This is a genomic window from Gluconacetobacter tumulicola, from assembly GCF_014174215.1.
Taxonomy (GTDB): domain Bacteria; phylum Pseudomonadota; class Alphaproteobacteria; order Acetobacterales; family Acetobacteraceae; genus Gluconacetobacter; species Gluconacetobacter tumulicola.
In genome coordinates this window covers 48,090-66,066 of sequence record NZ_JABEQL010000004.1, presented here as the reverse complement: position 1 = coordinate 66,066, position 17,977 = coordinate 48,090, and the positions used below count along the sequence as shown (strand labels likewise).

Annotated in this window: 20 protein-coding genes; 8 read left to right on the top strand and 12 right to left on the bottom strand. The window is 68.2% G+C overall.

Features of this window, described 5'->3' with window-relative positions; genetic code table 11:
- Window positions 1-12: 12 nt before the first annotated feature.
- Complete coding sequence (locus HLH29_RS04130) at window positions 13-1,095, bottom strand: FUSC family protein (RefSeq protein WP_182964753.1); 1,083 nt, start codon at window positions 1,093-1,095, stop codon at window positions 13-15.
- 104 nt (window positions 1,096-1,199) lie between these two features.
- Between HLH29_RS04130 and HLH29_RS04125 the strand changes: the two genes are divergently transcribed.
- A complete protein-coding gene (locus tag HLH29_RS04125) occupies window positions 1,200-1,664 on the top strand; it encodes a MarR family winged helix-turn-helix transcriptional regulator (RefSeq protein WP_182964752.1) in 465 nt (154 codons plus the stop codon).
- 142 nt (window positions 1,665-1,806) lie between these two features.
- Window positions 1,807-3,315: a DHA2 family efflux MFS transporter permease subunit gene (locus HLH29_RS04120; protein WP_182964751.1), complete on the top strand. Its 1,509-nt coding sequence runs from the start codon at window positions 1,807-1,809 to the stop codon at window positions 3,313-3,315.
- Between the two features lie 55 nt (window positions 3,316-3,370).
- Here HLH29_RS04120 and HLH29_RS04115 read toward each other — a convergent pair whose 3' ends face one another.
- The 5 genes from HLH29_RS04115 to HLH29_RS04095 form a co-directional block, all read right to left on the bottom strand.
- Window positions 3,371-4,123 (bottom strand): pyridoxine 5'-phosphate synthase, encoded by a 753-nt coding sequence (locus tag HLH29_RS04115; RefSeq protein ID WP_182964750.1) that lies wholly within the window; start codon window positions 4,121-4,123, stop codon window positions 3,371-3,373.
- Window positions 4,120-5,106, bottom strand: a complete 987-nt coding sequence (gene pdxA / locus HLH29_RS04110) for a 4-hydroxythreonine-4-phosphate dehydrogenase PdxA (RefSeq protein ID WP_182964749.1) — start codon at window positions 5,104-5,106, stop codon at window positions 4,120-4,122. Before pdxA ends, HLH29_RS04115 begins: the two co-directional genes overlap by 4 nt.
- 1 nt (window position 5,107) lies before the next feature.
- Complete coding sequence (locus tag HLH29_RS04105; protein WP_182964748.1) at window positions 5,108-6,538, bottom strand: dipeptidase; 1,431 nt, start codon at window positions 6,536-6,538, stop codon at window positions 5,108-5,110.
- A 96-nt stretch (window positions 6,539-6,634) separates the two neighbouring features.
- Window positions 6,635-7,126, bottom strand: coding sequence for a protein-export chaperone SecB (locus HLH29_RS04100; RefSeq protein ID WP_182964869.1), 492 nt, complete (start codon window positions 7,124-7,126; stop codon window positions 6,635-6,637).
- A 90-nt stretch (window positions 7,127-7,216) separates the two neighbouring features.
- Window positions 7,217-7,507, bottom strand: coding sequence for a hypothetical protein (locus HLH29_RS04095; protein ID WP_182964747.1), 291 nt, complete (start codon window positions 7,505-7,507; stop codon window positions 7,217-7,219).
- 140 nt (window positions 7,508-7,647) lie between these two features.
- Between HLH29_RS04095 and HLH29_RS04090 the strand changes: the two genes are divergently transcribed.
- From HLH29_RS04090 to HLH29_RS04080, 3 genes are read left to right on the top strand one after another with little or no spacing between them, the layout of a single operon-like run.
- Entirely contained in the window at window positions 7,648-7,992 is a 345-nt protein-coding gene (locus HLH29_RS04090) for a LapA family protein (protein ID WP_182964746.1), read from the top strand.
- Window positions 7,989-8,696 carry an orotidine-5'-phosphate decarboxylase gene (gene pyrF, locus HLH29_RS04085; RefSeq protein ID WP_182964745.1) on the top strand — a complete coding sequence of 236 codons (708 nt, stop codon included), beginning with the start codon at window positions 7,989-7,991 and terminating at the stop codon, window positions 8,694-8,696. The genes HLH29_RS04090 and pyrF overlap by 4 nt, the downstream gene beginning before the upstream one ends.
- A gap of 4 nt (window positions 8,697-8,700) precedes the next feature.
- On the top strand, window positions 8,701-9,348 hold the full coding sequence (locus HLH29_RS04080) for a phosphoribosylanthranilate isomerase (protein ID WP_182964744.1): 648 nt from the start codon (window positions 8,701-8,703) through the stop codon (window positions 9,346-9,348).
- On the opposite strand, the gene HLH29_RS04075 is transcribed toward HLH29_RS04080, so the two are convergent.
- Window positions 9,333-9,713, bottom strand: coding sequence for a hypothetical protein (locus HLH29_RS04075; RefSeq protein ID WP_182964743.1), 381 nt, complete (start codon window positions 9,711-9,713; stop codon window positions 9,333-9,335). The two genes, HLH29_RS04080 and HLH29_RS04075, sit on opposite strands and share 16 nt — an antisense overlap.
- A 172-nt stretch (window positions 9,714-9,885) precedes the next feature.
- The gene (locus HLH29_RS04070) at window positions 9,886-10,383 is read right to left on the bottom strand and encodes a DciA family protein (RefSeq protein WP_408870086.1); all 498 of its coding nucleotides are present in this window, start codon (window positions 10,381-10,383) and stop codon (window positions 9,886-9,888) included.
- Between the two features lie 9 nt (window positions 10,384-10,392).
- Between HLH29_RS04070 and mutY the strand changes: the two genes are divergently transcribed.
- The 3 genes from mutY to hemH all read left to right on the top strand — a co-directional run bounded on the left by mutY (window position 10,393) and on the right by hemH (window position 12,935).
- Window positions 10,393-11,457, top strand: coding sequence for an A/G-specific adenine glycosylase (gene mutY, locus HLH29_RS04065; RefSeq protein ID WP_338030170.1), 1,065 nt, complete (start codon window positions 10,393-10,395; stop codon window positions 11,455-11,457).
- Between the two features lie 174 nt (window positions 11,458-11,631).
- Window positions 11,632-11,805, top strand: coding sequence for a hypothetical protein (locus tag HLH29_RS04060; protein WP_182964895.1), 174 nt, complete (start codon window positions 11,632-11,634; stop codon window positions 11,803-11,805).
- 92 nt (window positions 11,806-11,897) lie between these two features.
- A complete protein-coding gene (gene hemH, locus HLH29_RS04055) occupies window positions 11,898-12,935 on the top strand; it encodes a ferrochelatase (RefSeq protein WP_182964740.1) in 1,038 nt (345 codons plus the stop codon).
- A gap of 46 nt (window positions 12,936-12,981) precedes the next feature.
- Here the strand turns inward: hemH and HLH29_RS04050 are convergent, their stop codons facing one another.
- The 4 genes from HLH29_RS04050 to ppdK form a co-directional block, all read right to left on the bottom strand.
- Complete coding sequence (locus tag HLH29_RS04050) at window positions 12,982-13,347, bottom strand: hypothetical protein (protein ID WP_182964739.1); 366 nt, start codon at window positions 13,345-13,347, stop codon at window positions 12,982-12,984.
- 161 nt (window positions 13,348-13,508) lie between these two features.
- Window positions 13,509-14,090: a hypothetical protein gene (locus tag HLH29_RS04045; RefSeq protein WP_182964738.1), complete on the bottom strand. Its 582-nt coding sequence runs from the start codon at window positions 14,088-14,090 to the stop codon at window positions 13,509-13,511.
- 107 nt (window positions 14,091-14,197) lie between these two features.
- Window positions 14,198-15,049 (bottom strand): pyruvate, water dikinase regulatory protein, encoded by an 852-nt coding sequence (locus HLH29_RS04040; protein ID WP_182964737.1) that lies wholly within the window; start codon window positions 15,047-15,049, stop codon window positions 14,198-14,200.
- A 126-nt stretch (window positions 15,050-15,175) separates the two neighbouring features.
- The gene (gene ppdK, locus HLH29_RS04035; RefSeq protein ID WP_182964736.1) at window positions 15,176-17,860 is read right to left on the bottom strand and encodes a pyruvate, phosphate dikinase; all 2,685 of its coding nucleotides are present in this window, start codon (window positions 17,858-17,860) and stop codon (window positions 15,176-15,178) included.
- Window positions 17,861-17,977 lie beyond the last annotated feature (117 nt).

Here is a 17,977-nt window from a genome sequence, read left to right as displayed (position 1 = left end):
TTCCACGTCTCTCTACTCTACAGCGTGGGGCCGCTTTATGGCCGGAACCCGGCCGTCAAGGCCCCGAGGGCCGGATATCCTGTTTTCACAAGATCTTATCATTCTTGCAACGACGATATTCACCACGACAACCAACCCCGCACCAACGATCGTGGCGATCAGGCGGTCGACCAGGATCGATTCGCCGATGCTCTTCCCCCCGACCAGAATCATGATCAGCGGCGTCGTAACCATGCTGTAGAGCATGTAGTTCTGTTTCCTGGCCACCATGCCCGCAACGCCAAGTCCGGTCAGGAACAGCATGAATTCCTCCCGCGAGGGATCATGAAACAGGAAGACGCACGACAGCAGCACGCCCAGCGATGCGCCAAGCGCACGCTGCGAGGCCCGGGCCGGAACCGGGTCCAACGGTCGCCTGCACAGCAGCGCCACGGTCAAGGCCGCCCATAGGAGATGCCGCTCCGGCCAGAGCGCATCCATCGACAGCGTCAGCGCCATCAGGACGGAGAGCCGGAGCGGAAACTGGCAGGATGACAGGCTGCGAAACGACCAGACCCATCGTCCGGCCTTCGCCCCCAGCCCGATATCGCGGGGCGGCAATATGGAAGGAGGCGACCCTCTCCCCAGAACGGAGACCAGGCACGCCGCCGCAACACCTCCCGCCATCACCAGCACGACCATGGCATGCGGATGACGCGCCTGCCGGGCCATCTCGGTCAGGATCACGACAAAGACGATGAACCGGCCACAGACGAGCGCGGCAATCCGGTCGAAATTGCCGCACAATGCGGCAAGCGTCATGACACCCCACAACGCCAGATCAGCCCAACCGCCCCAGCCGGCGATACCGACGCCGACCAGGCAGGCCAGAAAAAGCGCAAGCGCAATCAGGACGATCTCTTCTCCCTGTGCCCGCGCGGACCCATGGCGCGTCACATTGCTGCCGAGCATCGCCCCCATGGCAACCGCGAGCCCCGCCCGCTCCTGCCCCGCCAGAAGGCCGAGCACGATCGGCAGCACGATCAGCGCACTGGAAACCACGACCTCCAGCCATCGCAGTTCCGCCTGCCGATCCAGGCGCAGCATGTCAGCCATATGGCTCTTGAAACCCACGGGGCCTGCCTCCTGTCATGGGCATACGCGAACCCATACGCTATGCGTAGCATATGACCATCCAGAAGATACGCAGTACTTACTAAATGACAGACATACACACACGCGACATCGCCCGCTTGATGAGCGGCATTCTCTGGCTGGGGCGCCGCCTCCGCCGCGAGAGGCCGGAGGAGTCCGTGCCGCTCACCATGATCGGCATCATGGGCACGCTCTACCGGCTCGGCCCCATGCCGGCCGCCCGGCTCGCGGCACATGAATTGCTGCAGCCCCAGTCCCTCACCCGGACCATCGCCGCGCTGGAACAGCGCCGCTACATCGCACGCCAGCCCAACCCGGCGGACCGGCGGGAAATCATCCTGTCGCTGACCCCACACGGCTTGCGCGCCCTGTCGGCCGACATGGAAAAACGACGCGAATGGCTGGCCGACGCCATGACCCACGCCCTGACACAGGAAGAGCGCGCCAGATTGCTGGCCTGCGAGGACATCTTCGCGAAACTGGCCTGGTACGAAAAGGACGATCCGAGCAGCACGGAACAATCTCTTTAAAGATTCGCTCATCCGAGGTCGAACCGCTTCTTTTTCCGAGGAAAAAGACGCAAAAAGACATCGGTACCCCGCTTTCATCCCCGCCCATGCACGCTCCCGTCCGCGCGCGGCGGAAACCCGCCCTTTCACGGAAGGCTGCCTCATGAATGCCACCAGCGCATCACGACCGGATGACGACAGGCTGGACCCACAGCTGCTGCGGATCGCGGCGGTGGTCGTCCTCGGCACCTTCATGTCGATCCTCGATACGACGATCATCAACGTGGCGGTCCGGGACCTGTCACGAGATTTCGGGACTTCGCTGGCCACGACGCAATGGATATCAACCGGCTACATGCTGGCACTGGCGACCGTCATTCCCCTGACGGGGTGGGCGGCCGACCGCTACGGCACCAAGCGGCTGTACATGGCCTCGATCCTCCTGTTCCTCGGCGGCTCCGCACTGTCAGGGGCGGCATGGTCGATGCCCACGCTGATCCTGTTCCGCGTGCTGCAGGGGCTGGGCGGCGGCATGATCATGCCGACCGGGATGACGATCCTGAGCCATGCCGCCGGCCCCCGGCGCATCGGCCGGCTGATGGGCATCATCGGCGTGCCGATGCTGCTGGGGCCGATCTGCGGCCCGATCCTGGGCGGCTGGCTGGTCGATGACGTGTCGTGGCGCTGGATCTTCTTCGTGAACCTGCCGGTGGGCGCCATCGCGCTCTACGCCGCCTTACGGGTCCTGGAACCGGACGAAGCCAAGCCGCATCACGCCCTGGACTGGCAGGGCCTGCTGCTGCTGTCCCCTGGGCTGGCGATCTTCGTCTTCGGCCTCGCCAGGATCGCGGCGGCCGGCAATTTCAGCGCGCTCACCGGCGATATCGCCGCCGCGACGGGCCTGGCGCTCGTGACCGCCTTCGTCCTCCACGCCATGCGCCATCGCGACCCGCTGATCGACGTCCGGATGTTCGGCCAGCGGACCGTCGGCGCCTCCGCCTTGACGACCTTCCTGTTCGGAACCGCTTTTTTCGGCATGTCCCTTGTCCTGCCGCTCTATTTCCAGATCGTCAGGCAAGAGCCGGCCTTCGATACCGGCCTTCTCCTGGCCGCGCAGGGCATCGGCGCGATGATCTCCATGCCCCTCGCCGCCCGCATGACCGACCGGCTCGGACCCGGAAAAGTCGTCCTGACGGGCCTGGTATGCGTGGCGGCCGGCATGCTGGCCCTGAGCCGCATCGAAAGCACCACGCCATTCTGGGTCATCGAACCGATCCTGTTCACGATCGGCCTCGGGCTGGGGTCGACCATGATGCCGTCGATGAGTGCGGCGATGAGCACGGTGCAACGGCACCAGATCGCCCGGACGACCAGCGGGCTGAATGTGGTGCAGCGTGTCGGCGGCTCGATCGGCACCGCGCTGCTCGCGGTGGTGCTGAGCCATCAGATCTCCAGCATCTCCCCGGTGGCCCAGGGCGGCCTGGCGGCGGTGAGCACCCTGAGCCCGGCCACGCAGGCCAGCCTGGCCGCCTCGCTCAATGTGGCATTCGGCCACACCTTCCTGTGGTCGTTCGGGATCATCCTCCTGGCCGTCGGCCCCGCACTCTTCCTGCCACGCAAGAAGAGCCGCATCCGGCCCGATGAAGGCGCGGCACTGTCGGCCATGGAATAACCGCGCCGCCCCCTGGCTAGGGATCGGGGTCCAGGGCAGAGCCCTGGTTCTTCCTTCAAAGTTCCGGAATGTTCCTGGCCGCGTCCATGCACTGCCGCATCCGCGCGACGGTCGCGGCCAGCCCGTCGAAAATTGCCTGCCCGATCAGGAAATGTCCGATATTCAGCTCCACCACCTGCGGCAGGGCGGCAATCGGTCCCACATTGCCATAGGTCAGGCCGTGGCCGGCATGCACTTCCAGCCCGGCCTCATCGGCCTGGGCGGCGGCCCGGCGCAGGCGCTCATACTCGCCGGCACGGCCCTCGGCATAGGCGCCGGTATGCAGCTCCACCACCGCCGCGCCGATAGCGGCCGAGGCCGCGATCTGGGCCGGGTCCGGATCGACGAACAGCGAAACCCGGATACCGGCCTCGCGCAGCGCCCGCACCTGCGGGGCCAGCGCCGCCGTCTGGCCCGCTACATCCAGCCCGCCTTCGGTCGTGATCTCGGCCCGGCGCTCGGGCACGATGCAGCACGCATGCGGGCGCAGATCCAGCGCAATGGCCACCATTTCGTCCGTCGCGGCCATTTCCATGTTCAGCGGCGCCGCGATCTCGGCCCGCAGCCGCGCCAGATCGGCATCGCGGATATGGCGCCGGTCTTCGCGCAGATGGGCGGTAATCCCGTCCGCCCCGGCCGCCACGGCGGCGATGGCGGCGGCCACCGGGTCCGGATGGGTGCCGCCACGCGCGTTCCGCACGGTGGCGACATGGTCGATATTCACCCCCAGGCGCAGGGCCCGCGCGGGAGAGGCGGAGGAAAGGGTCATGCGGCGCTCCGGTTCCGGGTCATGTCGCGGGCCAGCTTCAGGGCGGCGATCAGGCTGGACGGGTCGGCCACGCCCTGTCCAGCGATATCGAAGGCGGTGCCATGGTCCGGCGAGGTCCGCACGATCGGCAGGCCCAGCGTCACATTGACCCCGCCCGCCATGTCGATCGTCTTCAGCGGAATCAGCGCCTGGTCATGATACATGCACAGCGCCGCGTCATACCGGGCACGGGCGGTAGGCGTGAACATCGTATCCGGCGGCCACGGCCCCGTCACGTCGATCCCCTCACCCCGCAGCGTCGCGATGGCAGGGACGATAATCGTACCTTCTTCATTGCCCATCACGCCCCCCTCGCCCGCATGCGGGTTCAGCCCGGCCACGGCCAGACGGGGGGCGAAAATGCCAAAATCGCGCCGCAACGCCTCGGCGGTCGTGCGCCCGCACCGCACGATCTCGTCCGTGGTCAAACCATCCAGCGCCCGACGCAGCGACACATGAATCGTCACCGGCACGACCCGCAATTCGGGGCAGGCCAGCATCATCACTTCCCGCCCCGGCACGCCGCAGAGTTCGGCCAGATATTCGGTATGGCCCGGATGGGCGAATCCGGCCTGCTTCAGCACCAGCTTGCTGATCGGGTTGGTCACCACCGCCCCGACCTGCCCGCCCAGTGCCAGTTCCACCGCACGGGCAATGCTGCCGATCACCGCCGGCGCATTGGCCACATCCGGCGCACCCGGCCGCGCGGCGCCGGCCAGCCCGACCGGCAGCACAGGCAGCGCCTCGGCAAATACCGCGGCCGCCTGCGCCGCATCCGCCACCACACGCACCGGCACGCCCGGATACAATGCCGGGTCGCCCAGCACCATAAAGGCCGGCCCGCCCGCGCGCAGGGCCTGCCAGGCGGCCGCCGTCAGTTCCGGCCCGATCCCGGCCGGATCGCCCATTGTCAGGGCCAGCACCTGCGGCACGCCGCCCTCCATCTCAGGCGGCGAACCGGCGGTCGCGCGCCAGCGCCTCCAGCACCCGCACCCAGGAGCGGATACCCTTGTGGAACGAGACCAGGTCGTATTTCTCGTTGGGCGAGTGGATACGGTCATCATCCCGCGCAAAACCGACCAGCAGCGAATCCATGTCCAGCGCCTGCCGGACTTCCGACACGACCGGGATCGAGCCGCCGCTGCCGATCGTCACCGCCGGACGGCCCCATTCCTCGCCCAGCGCCGCCAGCGCGGCGCCCAGCCCCGGCCCGTCCGCCGGCACGACGCTGGCCGAAGACCCGCCATGGGCGGCGAAGGCAACGGTGCAGTCGGCCGGCAGCATGGCCTGCACATGGGCACGGAACGCCTCGCGAATGCGGACCGGGTCCTGGCCCGACACCAGCCGGAACGACACCTTGGCCGAGGCCTGGGCCGGCAGCACGGTTTTGAACCCGTCGCCGGCATAACCGCCGCTGATGCCGTTGATCTCGAAAGTGGGGCGGCACCAGGTCTGCTCGACGGCGGTATAGCCGCGCTCGCCCGCCGGCACCGACAGGCCGACCGGCCCCAGGAATTCGGCGTCGGAAGGCGCGATGGCACGCCACTGGTCTCGCACCTCGGCCGGCGGGTCCTGCACCCCGTCATAGAAACCGGGCAGCACCACCCGCCCGCTGTCATGATCGCGCACCGAGGCCAGAATCCAGCTCAGCAATTCCAGCGGGTTGCGCGCCGCGTTGCCGTAAATGCCGGAATGCAGGTCGCGATTGGCGCAATGGATCGTGATTTCCTCGCCAACCATGCCGCGCAGCGCGGTGGTGATGGCCGGCACACCGCCATCCAGCATACCGGTGTCGCAGATCAGCGCGACATCGGCGCGCAGTTCCTCACGATTGGCCTGCAGGAACGGCAGCAGGTTGGCACCGCCGCTTTCCTCCTCGCCCTCGATCACCAGCGACACGCGCAGCGGCAGCGTGCCGCGCTCGGCCTTCAGCGCACGCAGCGCCTCGACAAAGGTCATGACCTGACCCTTGTCGTCGGACGCACCGCGCGCGACGATCCGCCCCCCGGCTTCGTCGCGGACCACGCGCGGATCGAACGGCGACGTCTCCCACAATTCCAGCGGATCGACCGGCTGCACGTCGTAATGGCCATAGAACAGCACATGCGGCAGCCGCCCGGAGGATTCATCCGCCGACCGGTCATGCGCCACCACCATCGGGTGGCCCGGCGTCTCGCGCACCGAGGCCTCCAGCCCGATCGAAGTCAGCTCGTCGCGCAGCCATTCCGCCGCCCGGCGGCAGTCGCCGGAATGGGCGGGCTGGGCGGAAATGCTGGGAATGCGCAGAAAATCGAACAGCCGCTCCAGACTGGCCTCCAGCGTGCGGTCCACCCTGTCCAGCACCGGTGCCAGGTCACGTCCGTTCGTCATCGTCATCCATCCTCGATCCGGAATGCGGCACGCGCCGCGACTCAGTCGGGAATGTGCGAACAGGACGCGGGAAATGCAATGCGCGCCGGGTGGAAGGGCGCGTCAGGCAGCCGCCCGCCGCGCACGCTGCAACGCGGCAAAATCCACCGCCTGCATCAGCACCGGCGGAAATCCGGCATCCCGCGTCAGGTCCGCCAGCAGATTGCGCGCGGCCGGAAACAGCAGGGCCGGGATATCGATCAGCAGCAGCGGCTCCAGCACCTCCGGCGCGGCGATCCCCCCGGCCATGCGCAGGCTGACCAGCCCGGCATAGGCCAGGTCGGCCTCGTACAGCACCTGCTCGCCCGGCGTCCGCCCCTGGCAGCGCAACACCAGCGCGACCTCGAACAGCGGCGAGCCGTCGGCGACCTGCCGCGCATCGACATCCAGGTCCAGATGCAGCCTCGGCAGTTCCTTCGGCGCGGCATGGACCGCCGGCGCGCCGGGCACCGCCAGACGCACCGATTTGACATACTGGCTGACGATTTCCGCGCGCGGCGCGGCCGTTCCACCCGCCGCCCCGGCAATCGTGGCGGTGGCGTCTCCATCCTGCATCTTGGTCACGTACTCCGGATCGTGAAGCCGCGACTGTGCTGCAGGCAAGATGAACGAGGCGTTTATCCGGCGCTGTTTTTCTCGGATGTCTCAGATGAATTGTCCGCGCAGGAAGCCCAGCGCGGGCAGGGGGCGCCACGCACGCGGCAGATCGGCGCGGCGGATGGGCGCCACGCTGTATCGGGGCACCGGCTGGCGGGTCTGGCGCAGGAAGGACGCATAGGCCCGGACCTGCTGTTCCCGCCAGTCGCGGTCGGCCATCGCGGCCGGGCGGGCGGGATAGATCTCCGCAATACGCAGGGCCCGGCCGACGGTCGCGACAACGGCCCAGACCACGTCGTCCTTGCGCCCGGTGCGCTGAAACGCGATGATTTCACTCAAGAGCCTGCTCCGCCCCGATCCGGCAAACGACACCATGCCGGCGCGGTGGGAATCAAGGCCGATCTGCGGGCGTCAGCTCGCCGCACGGCAATGTCCCGATTTCCTTGCCGGACATCGCGCGAAACGGTAGGAGGCTGCCCATGCTGCGTTTACTTGTCACCGTGCCTTTCCTGCTGGGGCTGATCGTCTTCAGCGCCTGCAACCAGGACCCGATCCAGATGTGGTTCCTGGATTGGGGGTGGAAATCCTCGGTTGGCGTGCTGACGCTGATCGTCGCCGCCGCATTCTTCATCCTGGGCGCGATCGCGGTGTGGTTCGCCGAGCTGCGCCAGCGCGGACGCGCCCGCCGGGCGGAACAGCAGGTCCGCACGCTGGAGGAACAGGTGGCCGAACTACGCCGCCAGCAGGCCGAAACCTATAACCCGCCCCCCACGCCAGTGGCCACCACCATCCTGCCGGCATCGCACGAGGCCCCCCTGCCATGACCACCCGCCGCACGCGCCTGATCGTGGCGCTGGACACCAAGGACGAGGCCCAGGCCGCGCGCTGGCGCGACCAGACCGCCGCAAGTGCCGACGCCATCAAGCTGGGGCTGGAATTCACCTATGCGCAGGGGCTGGACGCGGTACGCCGGGTTGCGGACGGGCACAGCCTGTTCCTGGACCTGAAGCTGCACGACATCCCCAACACGGTCGGTTCGGCCATCGGCAGCCTGGCCGAGACCCGCCCGGCAATGCTGACGATCCACGCCCAGGGCGGCAGCGCCATGATCACGGCGGCCCGCGCCGCCGTGGACCGCGCCTTCCCGGCCGATTCCCGCCCACTGCTGCTGGCGGTGACGGTACTGACCAGCATGGATGCCGACGCACTGCGCGAAATCGGCGTCCATGACGACCCGTGCCAGCAGGTGCTGCGCCTGGGCGCGCTGGCGATTGCGGCCGGCGCCGACGGGCTGATCTGCTCGCCGCACGAGATCGCCCCCCTGCGTGACCGGCTGGGCGACGCGCCGGTGCTGGTGGTGCCCGGCATCCGCCCCGCCGGGTCCGCAACCGGCGACCAGAAACGGGTCATGACCCCGGCCCAGGCCCGCCATGCCGGCGCCGACTGGATCGTGGTCGGCCGCCCGATCACCACCGCCGCCGACCCCGCCGCCGCCGCCGCCGCCGTGGCAGCGGAGCTGGCCGGCTGACCCGATGGCCCATCCCATCGGCATCAAGATCTGCGGCCTGACCGAGCCCGAGGGGCTGGAGGCCGCGATCGCCCATGGTGCCGACTGGGTGGGGTTCGTCTTCTTCGCGCGGTCGCCCCGCGCCGTCACGCCGGCGCAGGCAGCAGCTTTGGCAGCCCGCGTGCCATCCGGCGGCCCGCGCCGCATCGGCCTGTTCGTGGCACCGGATGACGATGCGATCGCGGCAACGCTGGATGCGGTCGCGCTGGAGGGGTTGCAGATCTACGCCCCGATAGCGCGCGCGCTGGAAATCCACGAAAAATTCCGCCTGCCCGTCTGGCACGCAAATGGCGTCACGACAGCGGAGGACCTGCCGGCCACGACGCCTCTGGACGGGCTGGTGATCGAATCACGCCCTCCGGCCGGGGCGGACCGGCCCGGCGGCAATGCGCAGCCGATCGACTGGACCATCACGAAAAACTGGCAAGCCCCCGTTCCCTGGATGCTGGCAGGCGGGCTTACGCCCGAAACCGTCGCCCGGGCGATCGCCCTGAGCGGCGCATCGGCGGTCGATGTCTCATCCGGCGTGGAAAGCGCGCCGGGCCGCAAGGACGCGCGTCTGATCGCGCGCTTCATCCAGGCGGCCCGGCAGGGCGCTCACCAGCGTCCGTAACCGTACGGATAGCCGTACGCGGGGTACGGATAGGCGGGGTAGGCGGGGTAGACCGGATAAGCCGGGTAGGCGGGATAGGCGTATGCCGGCGGATAATAGCGGTACCGGTACCCGTAACCATAATAGGGCGAAGCAAGCGCCGAACCGGCCAGCACCCCGACCCCGAACCCGCCGAGTCCCCAGCCCCAGCGCGGCCCCCAGCCGCCCCCACGCCAGCCCCGGCCGCCACCCCAGCCCGGCCCGCGTCCCCAGCCTCCGCCACCGTGCCAGCCCCAGCCGCCATGCCCCCACGCCATGGCCGAGGTCGAAGATAATGGTCCCGCCACGGCTAATGCCGCCGCCAGCAGGAAAGCCATCTTGCGCATCGAAATTCTCCCTTCCAGCAGGAAAGTAGGTCACGTCATCATGTCGGCAGGACAGGCGGCATGGTAAACCCGTCCGGCATGCACGATCACGGGATCGCGGTCCGCCTTCCTGTCGGTACACGGGCCATCCGGCGCCCCGATCCCGGCCTTTTTGTGGCAATCACGCCAGCCCTCAGCGCCGTCCGGCACGCTCGCGGATACGCGCGCCCAAGGCGGCCAGCGCATCCTTCAACGGACCGTCCTCCATGTCGGGAATCGGCACCGGCGGGGGCGGATCGCGCGGCGCGGGTCGCGGGGGTGGGGCCGCCCCCGCGACCAGGTCCTGCACCAGCTTCAGCGACCGCACGGTGCCATGCCCGCAGGAACGGTTGACGCGGGCGATCAGTTCCGGCGCCAGATGCTGCAATTCCATCGCCACCGGTCCGGCGCAGCCCAGCGTCAACACCCCGGCCGACAGGCGGCGCGGCACGGTGCAACGGGCCAGATCCGGGCCGACAATCTCCGCCCAATCGGTCATCACCTGCGCCAGCGCGGCCGGATGCCGGCGAAAGGCCGGGCGGGCCACAGCCGGAATCAACGCCCCCAGGCTGCGCATCGTCAGCGCGCGCCGCGGTTCGGGCGGGGGTGCGGCCATGCCCGCGCGCTTGCCGTCGGTCCGATCCTTCGCCATAAGCGCCCCGTGCCTCCTTCTTCCGCCGCCCTGCTGCGCTGGTACGACCGCCATCGCCGGACCCTGCCCTGGCGGGCCCTACCCGGCCGGACGGTCGATCCCTATCACGTCTGGCTCAGCGAAATCATGCTGCAACAGACGACGGTGGCGGCGGTCATTCCCTATTACCACCGCTTTCTCGACCTGTTTCCCGCCGTCGGCGATCTGGCGCGGACCGAATCCGACACGGTCATGGCCGCCTGGGCGGGTCTTGGCTATTACGCAAGGGCGCGCAACCTGCATGCCTGCGCCCGGGCCGTGGCAGCGGCTGGCGGCTTTCCGCGCGACATGGCAGGCCTGCTGGCGCTGCCGGGGGTGGGCACCTACACCGCCGCCGCTATCGCCGCCATCGCGTTCGGCCAGCCGGTGGTGCCGGTCGACGGCAATGTGGAGCGCGTAACCAGCCGGCTGTTCGCCCTGACCGATCCCCTGCCCGGATCGCGCAAGACCATCGCCCGGCACGCCGCGACACTGAACGATTCCGCCGAGGCCCGGGCGCGGCCCTCCGATTTCGCCCAGGCGCTGTTCGACCTCGGGGCGGGCATCTGCACCCCACGCCAGCCGGCCTGCGCACTATGCCCGTGGCGGGAGTCCTGCGCCGGCCTCCGCCAGGGCATCGCCGCCAGCCTGCCGGCCAAGGCGCCGCGCACCGCCCGCCGGGTGCGCCATGGCGCGCATTTCCTGCTGACCGACGCGGGCGGCCAGATCCTGCTGCGGCGCCGGCCGGAGAAAGGATTGCTGGGCGGCATGCTGGAACTGCCGGGCACCGAATGGCGCCCCGCACCCTGGCGCGAGGCCGAAGCCCTAGCCTTCGCCCCGGCCCGCGCCGACTGGCGCGCGGCCGGGCGCATCACGCACGTCTTCACCCATTTCACCCTGCATGTGGACGTCTACGCCGCCCATGTCGGGCATTTCCCCAATACAATCGCCCGCATCGGCGGCATGGCCGTGCCCCATGCCGATCTGGATACGCTGGCCCTGCCGTCGCTGATGCGCAAATGCGTGGCCGCCGCATGGCCCGAACGCGCGACCTGATAAAAGCGCAGGGCTCCTGCCGCAGCCGTTCCGTCACTCGCCCGTCATTTTTTCTTGACGATTCATGAAGCGGCAAGCTTGACTGACCAGGCGGTCCGGACGGCCTGCTTCCAGGGTCCGATCCCGCCGCGAGTGCCTTCCGGCAAGCGAAAACCGTCAGGATTCCTCGGCGGCATGCCGTTTCCGGAGGGGATGGAGAGCATGATGACCGTCATTACCGCGTTTCTGTCGTCATCCCTGCCGGTCCTTGGCCTGTGCCTGGCCATGGGCTGTGCCGCACTGCTTGCATGGCGCAACGCCCCGACGCCCCAGCTGGTTCCCGTACGCGTCCGTTCACGCCGTCGCTGATTACGCGCGTCACGGCGTTCCGTTCCGCCGGCATCAGTTCTGTCCGGATCCGTTTTGCCAGCATCGGACGGGTCCTGTAACATCCCGGCCCGATGACCTTCCTCACCGTCCGCCCGGGCGCTTCCATCGCCCCGTCCCGTATCGGCGTCCTGCTGACCAATCTCGGCACGCCCGATGACACCGGCTATGGCGCCGTGCGGCGCTATCTGGCCGAATTCCTGTCCGATCGGCGGATCATCGAGGCCCATCCGGCCCTCTGGCAGCCGATCCTGCGCGGGCCGATCCTGACCCTGCGTCCACGTCGCACCGGCAGCGCCTATCGCCGTATCTGGAACGAGGAACGGAACGAGAGCCCGCTGCGTACGTACACGCGGGCGCAGGGCGAAGCCCTGGCCCAGCGCCTGGCGCCCGATGGCGTGGCGGTGGAATGGGCAATGCGCTACGGTACCCCTTCGATCGCATCAGGCATTGCCGCCCTGCTGCGCCGGGGTTGCGAACGGGTGCTGTTGCTGCCGCTTTACCCGCAATACAGCGCCACCACGACCGCCACCGCCAACGATCAGGCCTTCCGCGCGCTGATGCGCCTGCGCAACCAGCCGGCGGTGCGCACCGTGCCGGCCTTTCCCGATCATCCGCTCTATATTGCCGCGCTGGCCCGCTCCGTCCGCGAGACTCTGGCCGGCCTGCCCTTCGCCCCGCAGCGGATCGTGGCCTCGTTCCACGGCCTGCCGCGCGCCTATGTCGAACGTGGCGACCCCTATGCCGAGGAATGCACCCGCACCATGGCCGCTCTACGGCAGGCCCTGGACATGGATGAGACGGTAATGCCGCTGACCTACCAGTCGCGGTTCGGACCCGCGCGCTGGCTGGAGCCCTATACCGCACCGCTGATAGCGGGTCTGCCGGCACAGGGCATCACGCGCGTAGCGGTGATCATGCCCGGCTTCATGGCCGACTGCATCGAGACGCTGGATGAAATCGGCAACGAGGTCCGGTCGGAATTCCTAGCCGCCGGCGGCACCGATTTCGCCCTGATTCCCTGCCTGAACGCCGCCCCCGCCACCATCGACCTGCTGGAGGCCCTGACACGGCAGGAACTGGCGGGCTGGCTGCCCGCGCAGCCGGCATAACCGCGGACCGGGACAGCTATCGGGCGATCCCGGTCGTGCCCACGCCTCAGTGCGGGGCGCCAGGTGCCTGCGGATGTTCCGCGTCCCACAGCGTGGCTTTCTGCTCGTCCGTCTTACGCTGGCGATAGCGCTCCATCATGCTCAGATGCGGATCGACCGGATGCTCCTTGTCATACAGGGCCGCCTTCTCCCGCAGCCCCTTGCGATATTCATGGCGGGTATACATGCCGGCGGCACAGCCCCCGACCGCACCCAGCACGGCATGATGGTTGGCCACATGACCGCCGACCGCACCGACCGCGCCATATTTCAGGCACCCGCCCGGTTCGGCATGCGCCCCTGCGGCAAGACCGGTCGACAGCAGGCCGGCAGTCAGCAGCATCACCATGCCGCGCGTCTGGATCTTCTTCATCAGTCCTGTCCATGCTCCAATGCCGGATGGATGGAAACCGCCCACCCTTCCCCGGCAATTCCAGTCTAAGACATAGTATGTCATGATCATGACGTCAGCGTTCGCGCTCAAGAATCTCCTAACGGAATCGCGCCTCCGCACGAGCCCGTCTCATCGGCACATCAGGGGCTGTCGCAGCTTTCGGTCAGTTGATTGAAGAACCGGCCACCCGTGCAGGTCACGGCAGGCGAGGGCGGCGGGGGAGGAGGCGCAGGCGGTGCATAGGGCTGGGCCGCATAAGGCTGCGCGGGGTAAGGCTGCGCCGGATAAGGGTAGCCATAGCCCGCAGGCGGATAGGCGCCGCCCTCGTACGCCGGCGGAGGGTAGTCATCGTAATCAGCGCCGTACCCATCGTCGTACGCACCATAAGCCGCGGCCCCGGCGGCCATGCCGGACATCGTGCCGAACGCCAGCGGCCAGCCCCAGCCGGGATAGCCCCAGCCACCCCAGCCGCCACGGTAACCACCCCAGCCGCCACGGTAACCACCATAGCCGCCACCGCCGCGATAGTAGCCTCCGCCGCCCCGATAGCCGCCGCCGTGCCAGCCGCCTCCTCCGCCATGGTAGCCGCCGCCACCACCAAAGCCATGGCCACCACCACCACCATGCCCGCCACCGCCGCCGTGCTGAGCCAGGGCTCCGGCCGGCGCCACCGCCACACCCAGCATGAGCGTGGCCGCCCCTAACATCAGAAATCGCCGCATGTGCCGAATCTCCCGCGTTCCCGATCCATATAGGCACCAAGGAGGGTGTTTTTCAGAGCGGAGAGGTATCGATATGTAACGCCAGTCGCGGGACCCATGCCCGGTGGCTATGGCCGGTTTTCGGCGCGGTGCTCTTCCCAGTCGGCCATCAGGCCCATGATCGCGGCCGACGTTTCCTCGATCGAGCGACGGCTGACATCGACCAGCGGCCAGCCATGGCGGGCACACAGGCGCCGGGCCCAGCGAACCTCCTCCTCGACCCGTTCGGGGTCGATATAGGGATTATCGGTTCGCAGCAGCAGTTCGGACCGGCGGTCGCCCATCACATCCAGGCGATGGCGGCGTATGCTGATCAGCACGTCGGGATCGATGGTCAGCCCCACGATCGGGCGCTGGACATGCAGCAACTCATCCGGCAGCGGCAGATCGGGAATCAGGGGCACGTTCGCCGCCTTGACCCCGCAATTGGCCAGATAGAAGGAAGTCGGCGTCTTCGAGGCACGCGAGATACCGACCAGCACGACATCCGCATGGGACAGGCCGCCAATCTCCTGCCCGTCATCATGCGCCAGCACGAAATGCATGGCGTCGATCCGACGGAAATAGGCGTCGTCCATCACATACTGGCCGCCCGGGCGGCCGATCGCCTTCTCGCCCAGCTCGTCCTGCAGCACGGCAGTAACCGGGTCCAGCACGTTGACCAGCCGCACCTTGATATGCGCGCAGCCGATCGTCAGCTCATGTTGCAGCCGCTGATCGACCACCGAGGACAGGACCGGCCCCCGATCCTGCTCGATGGCCTCCAGCACCCGCCGCAACTGGGAGCGGGTACGGATCAGGTTCCAGCGATGGCAGGTAACTTCGGCATGGCTGAACTGGGCGATCGAGGCCCGAACGACGGAATCCAGCGTCTGTCCAGTCGCATCCGACACCAGATGCAGCACGATATGATGCGACATGGGGGCAAGCGGGCTCCGCCATCGGTCTTCGGGCGGCCCAAGCCATCCCGGAGAATGGAAACAATCAGAAAAGCCGGCCCTGCCGCTCCCGCGAACGCTGCGGGTGCGGCAGGGCCGGAACGACGGTCAGCGAACCTGCGCGGCCGGCGCCAGTGCGTCACGCGCGGCCAGCGCGGCCTGGGCCGCCGCCAGACGGGCGATCGGCACCCGGAACGGCGAACAGGACACGTAATCCAGCCCGACGGATTCGAAGAACCCGATCGACGCCGGATCGCCGCCATGCTCACCACACACGCCCAGCTTCAGGCCCGGCTTGACGCTCCGCCCCTTTTCCGCGCCCATGGAGACAAGCTGGCCCACGCCCTCCTGATCGATCGAGATGAACGGATCGCGCGCGATCAGGTCATGCTCCAGATAGAAGGGCAGGAACGTACCCACGTCGTCGCGCGAGAAGCCGAAGGTCGTCTGCGTCAGGTCATTGGTCCCGAACGAGAAGAAATCGGCCTGCTGCGCGATCCGGTCGGCCGTCAGCGCCGCACGCGGCAGCTCGATCATGGTGCCGATGCTATAGTCCAGCGCCGCGCCCGTCGTGGCCAGCACCTCGGTCGCCGCCTGTTCGACGATGGTACGGGTCCGGCGCAGCTCGCTTTCCATGCCCACCAGCGGGATCATGATCTCCGGCACCACCGGCTGGCCGGTTTCGGCCGACACGGCAATCGCCGCCTCGATGATCGCCCGGGTCTGCATGGCGTACAGCTCCGGATAGGTCAGCCCCAGCCGGCACCCGCGATGACCCAGCATCGGGTTGGATTCCGACAGCGCCGCCTTGCGCGTCGCCACCGCTTCCAGGCTTTCACCCATGGCGGCCGCGACCTCGGCCAGTTCGGCCTCGCCATGCGGCAGGAACTCGTGCAGCGGCGGGTCCAGCAGGCGGATCGTCACCGGCAGCCCCGCCATGATGCGGAACAGGTCCTGGAAATCCTGGCGCTGGAAGGGCAGCAGCGCGTCGATGGCGCGGACGCGCGTCGCCGCGTCGCCGGCCATGATCATCTGCCGCACGAAGCCGATCCGGTCCGGGGCGAAGAACATGTGCTCGGTCCGGCACAGGCCGATGCCCTCGGCACCGAAATGGCGCGCGGTCTGCGCGTCGTCCGGCGTTTCGGCATTGGCGCGGATCTTCATCCGGCGCACATTGTCGGCCCAGCCCATCAGGGTGGAGAAATCGCCCGACAGGGTGGGCTCGATGGTCGCCACCTTGCCGGCGAAGACCTCGCCCGTGCCGCCATCCAGGGTGATCCACTCGCCCTCATGCAGCACCGTCGCACCGACCGACAGCGTCTTGGCCTTGTAGTCGACATGGATGCCGCCGGCACCAGCCACGCAGACGCGCCCCATGCCACGCGCCACCACGGCGGCATGCGAGGTCATGCCGCCACGGGTGGTCAGCACGCCACGGGCGGCGTGCATGCCATGCACATCCTCGGGCGACGTCTCGATCCGGACCAGGATCACATCCTCGCCCCGCGCGGCACGGATTTCGACATCTTCGGCACTGAAGACGATCGCGCCGCCGGCGGCACCCGGCGAAGCCGGCAGGCCGCGGCTGAGCATCGTGCGCGGCGCGTTGGGGTCCAGCGTCGGATGCAGGAGCTGATCGAGCGACGAGGGCGGAACGCGGCGGATCGCTTCCTCGTGCGAGATCAGGCCTTCCTCGGCCATCGCGATGGCAATGCGCAGGGCCGCGGCCGCCGTGCGCTTGCCGGTGCGGGTCTGCAGCATGTACAGGCGGTTGTTCTGGACGGTGAATTCGATGTCCTGCATGTCACGATAGTGACGCTCCAGGATATCGCGCACCGACAGCAGCTCGGCGTAGGCCTCGGGCAGCGCGCGTTCCATCGACAGCTCACCCTCGCGGGCCCGCTGCTGGGACATCGGCTGCGGCGTGCGGATACCCGCCACCACGTCCTCGCCCTGCGCGTTGATCAGGTACTCGCCGTAGAAGACGTTCTCGCCGGTCGAGGGATCGCGGGTGAAGCAGACGCCGGTGGCGCAGTCCTGGCCCATGTTGCCGAACACCATCGCCTGCACGTTGACGGCGGTGCCCCAGCTCGCGGGAATGTCATGCAGGCGGCGATAGGTATTGGCGCGCGGGTTCATCCACGATCCGAACACCGCGCCGATGGCGCCCCACAGCTGCGCATGCGGGTCCATGGGGAACGGCGCGCCGGTCTCGCGCTGCACGATCTCCTTGTAGCCCACCACGACATCCCGCCAGTCCTGATCGGTCAGCTGGGTGTCATCCTGCACGCCGGCGCCGCGCTTGGTTTCCTCGATCAGGTCCTCGAAGCGATGGTGCGACACGCCCAGCACGACCGAGCCATACATCTGGATGAAGCGGCGATAGCTGTCCCAGGCGAAGCGCGCATCGCCGGAATTGGCGGCCAGCCCCTCGACCGTCTCGTCATTCAGGCCCAGGTTCAGCACGGTATCCATCATGCCCGGCATGGACACGCGCGCGCCCGAACGGACCGACACCAGCAGCGGCGCCGCCGGATCGCCGAAACGCAGGCCCAGCGCGCCCTCGATCCCGGCCAGCGCCGCCCCGACCTGCGCGCGCAGGTCCTCGGGATAGGCGCGGCCATTGTCGTAGAACGCGGTACAAACCTCGGTCGTGATGGTGAAGCCGGGCGGGACAGGCAGGCCGATCGCCGCCATTTCCGCCAGGTTGGCGCCCTTGCCACCGAGCAACTCGCGCATACCGGCACCGCCTTCATTCGCGCTGCCACCGAAACTATAGACCCACTTTGTCATAGCTCTCTCCTCTGCTCCGCCCATTCTACTGTGGAACGTGAACATCTCCTGGTCCGACGCCGCATACACGCACTGTTTGTTCTTGCTCTTCTCAGTCAGGACCCCACCGGGTTCTTC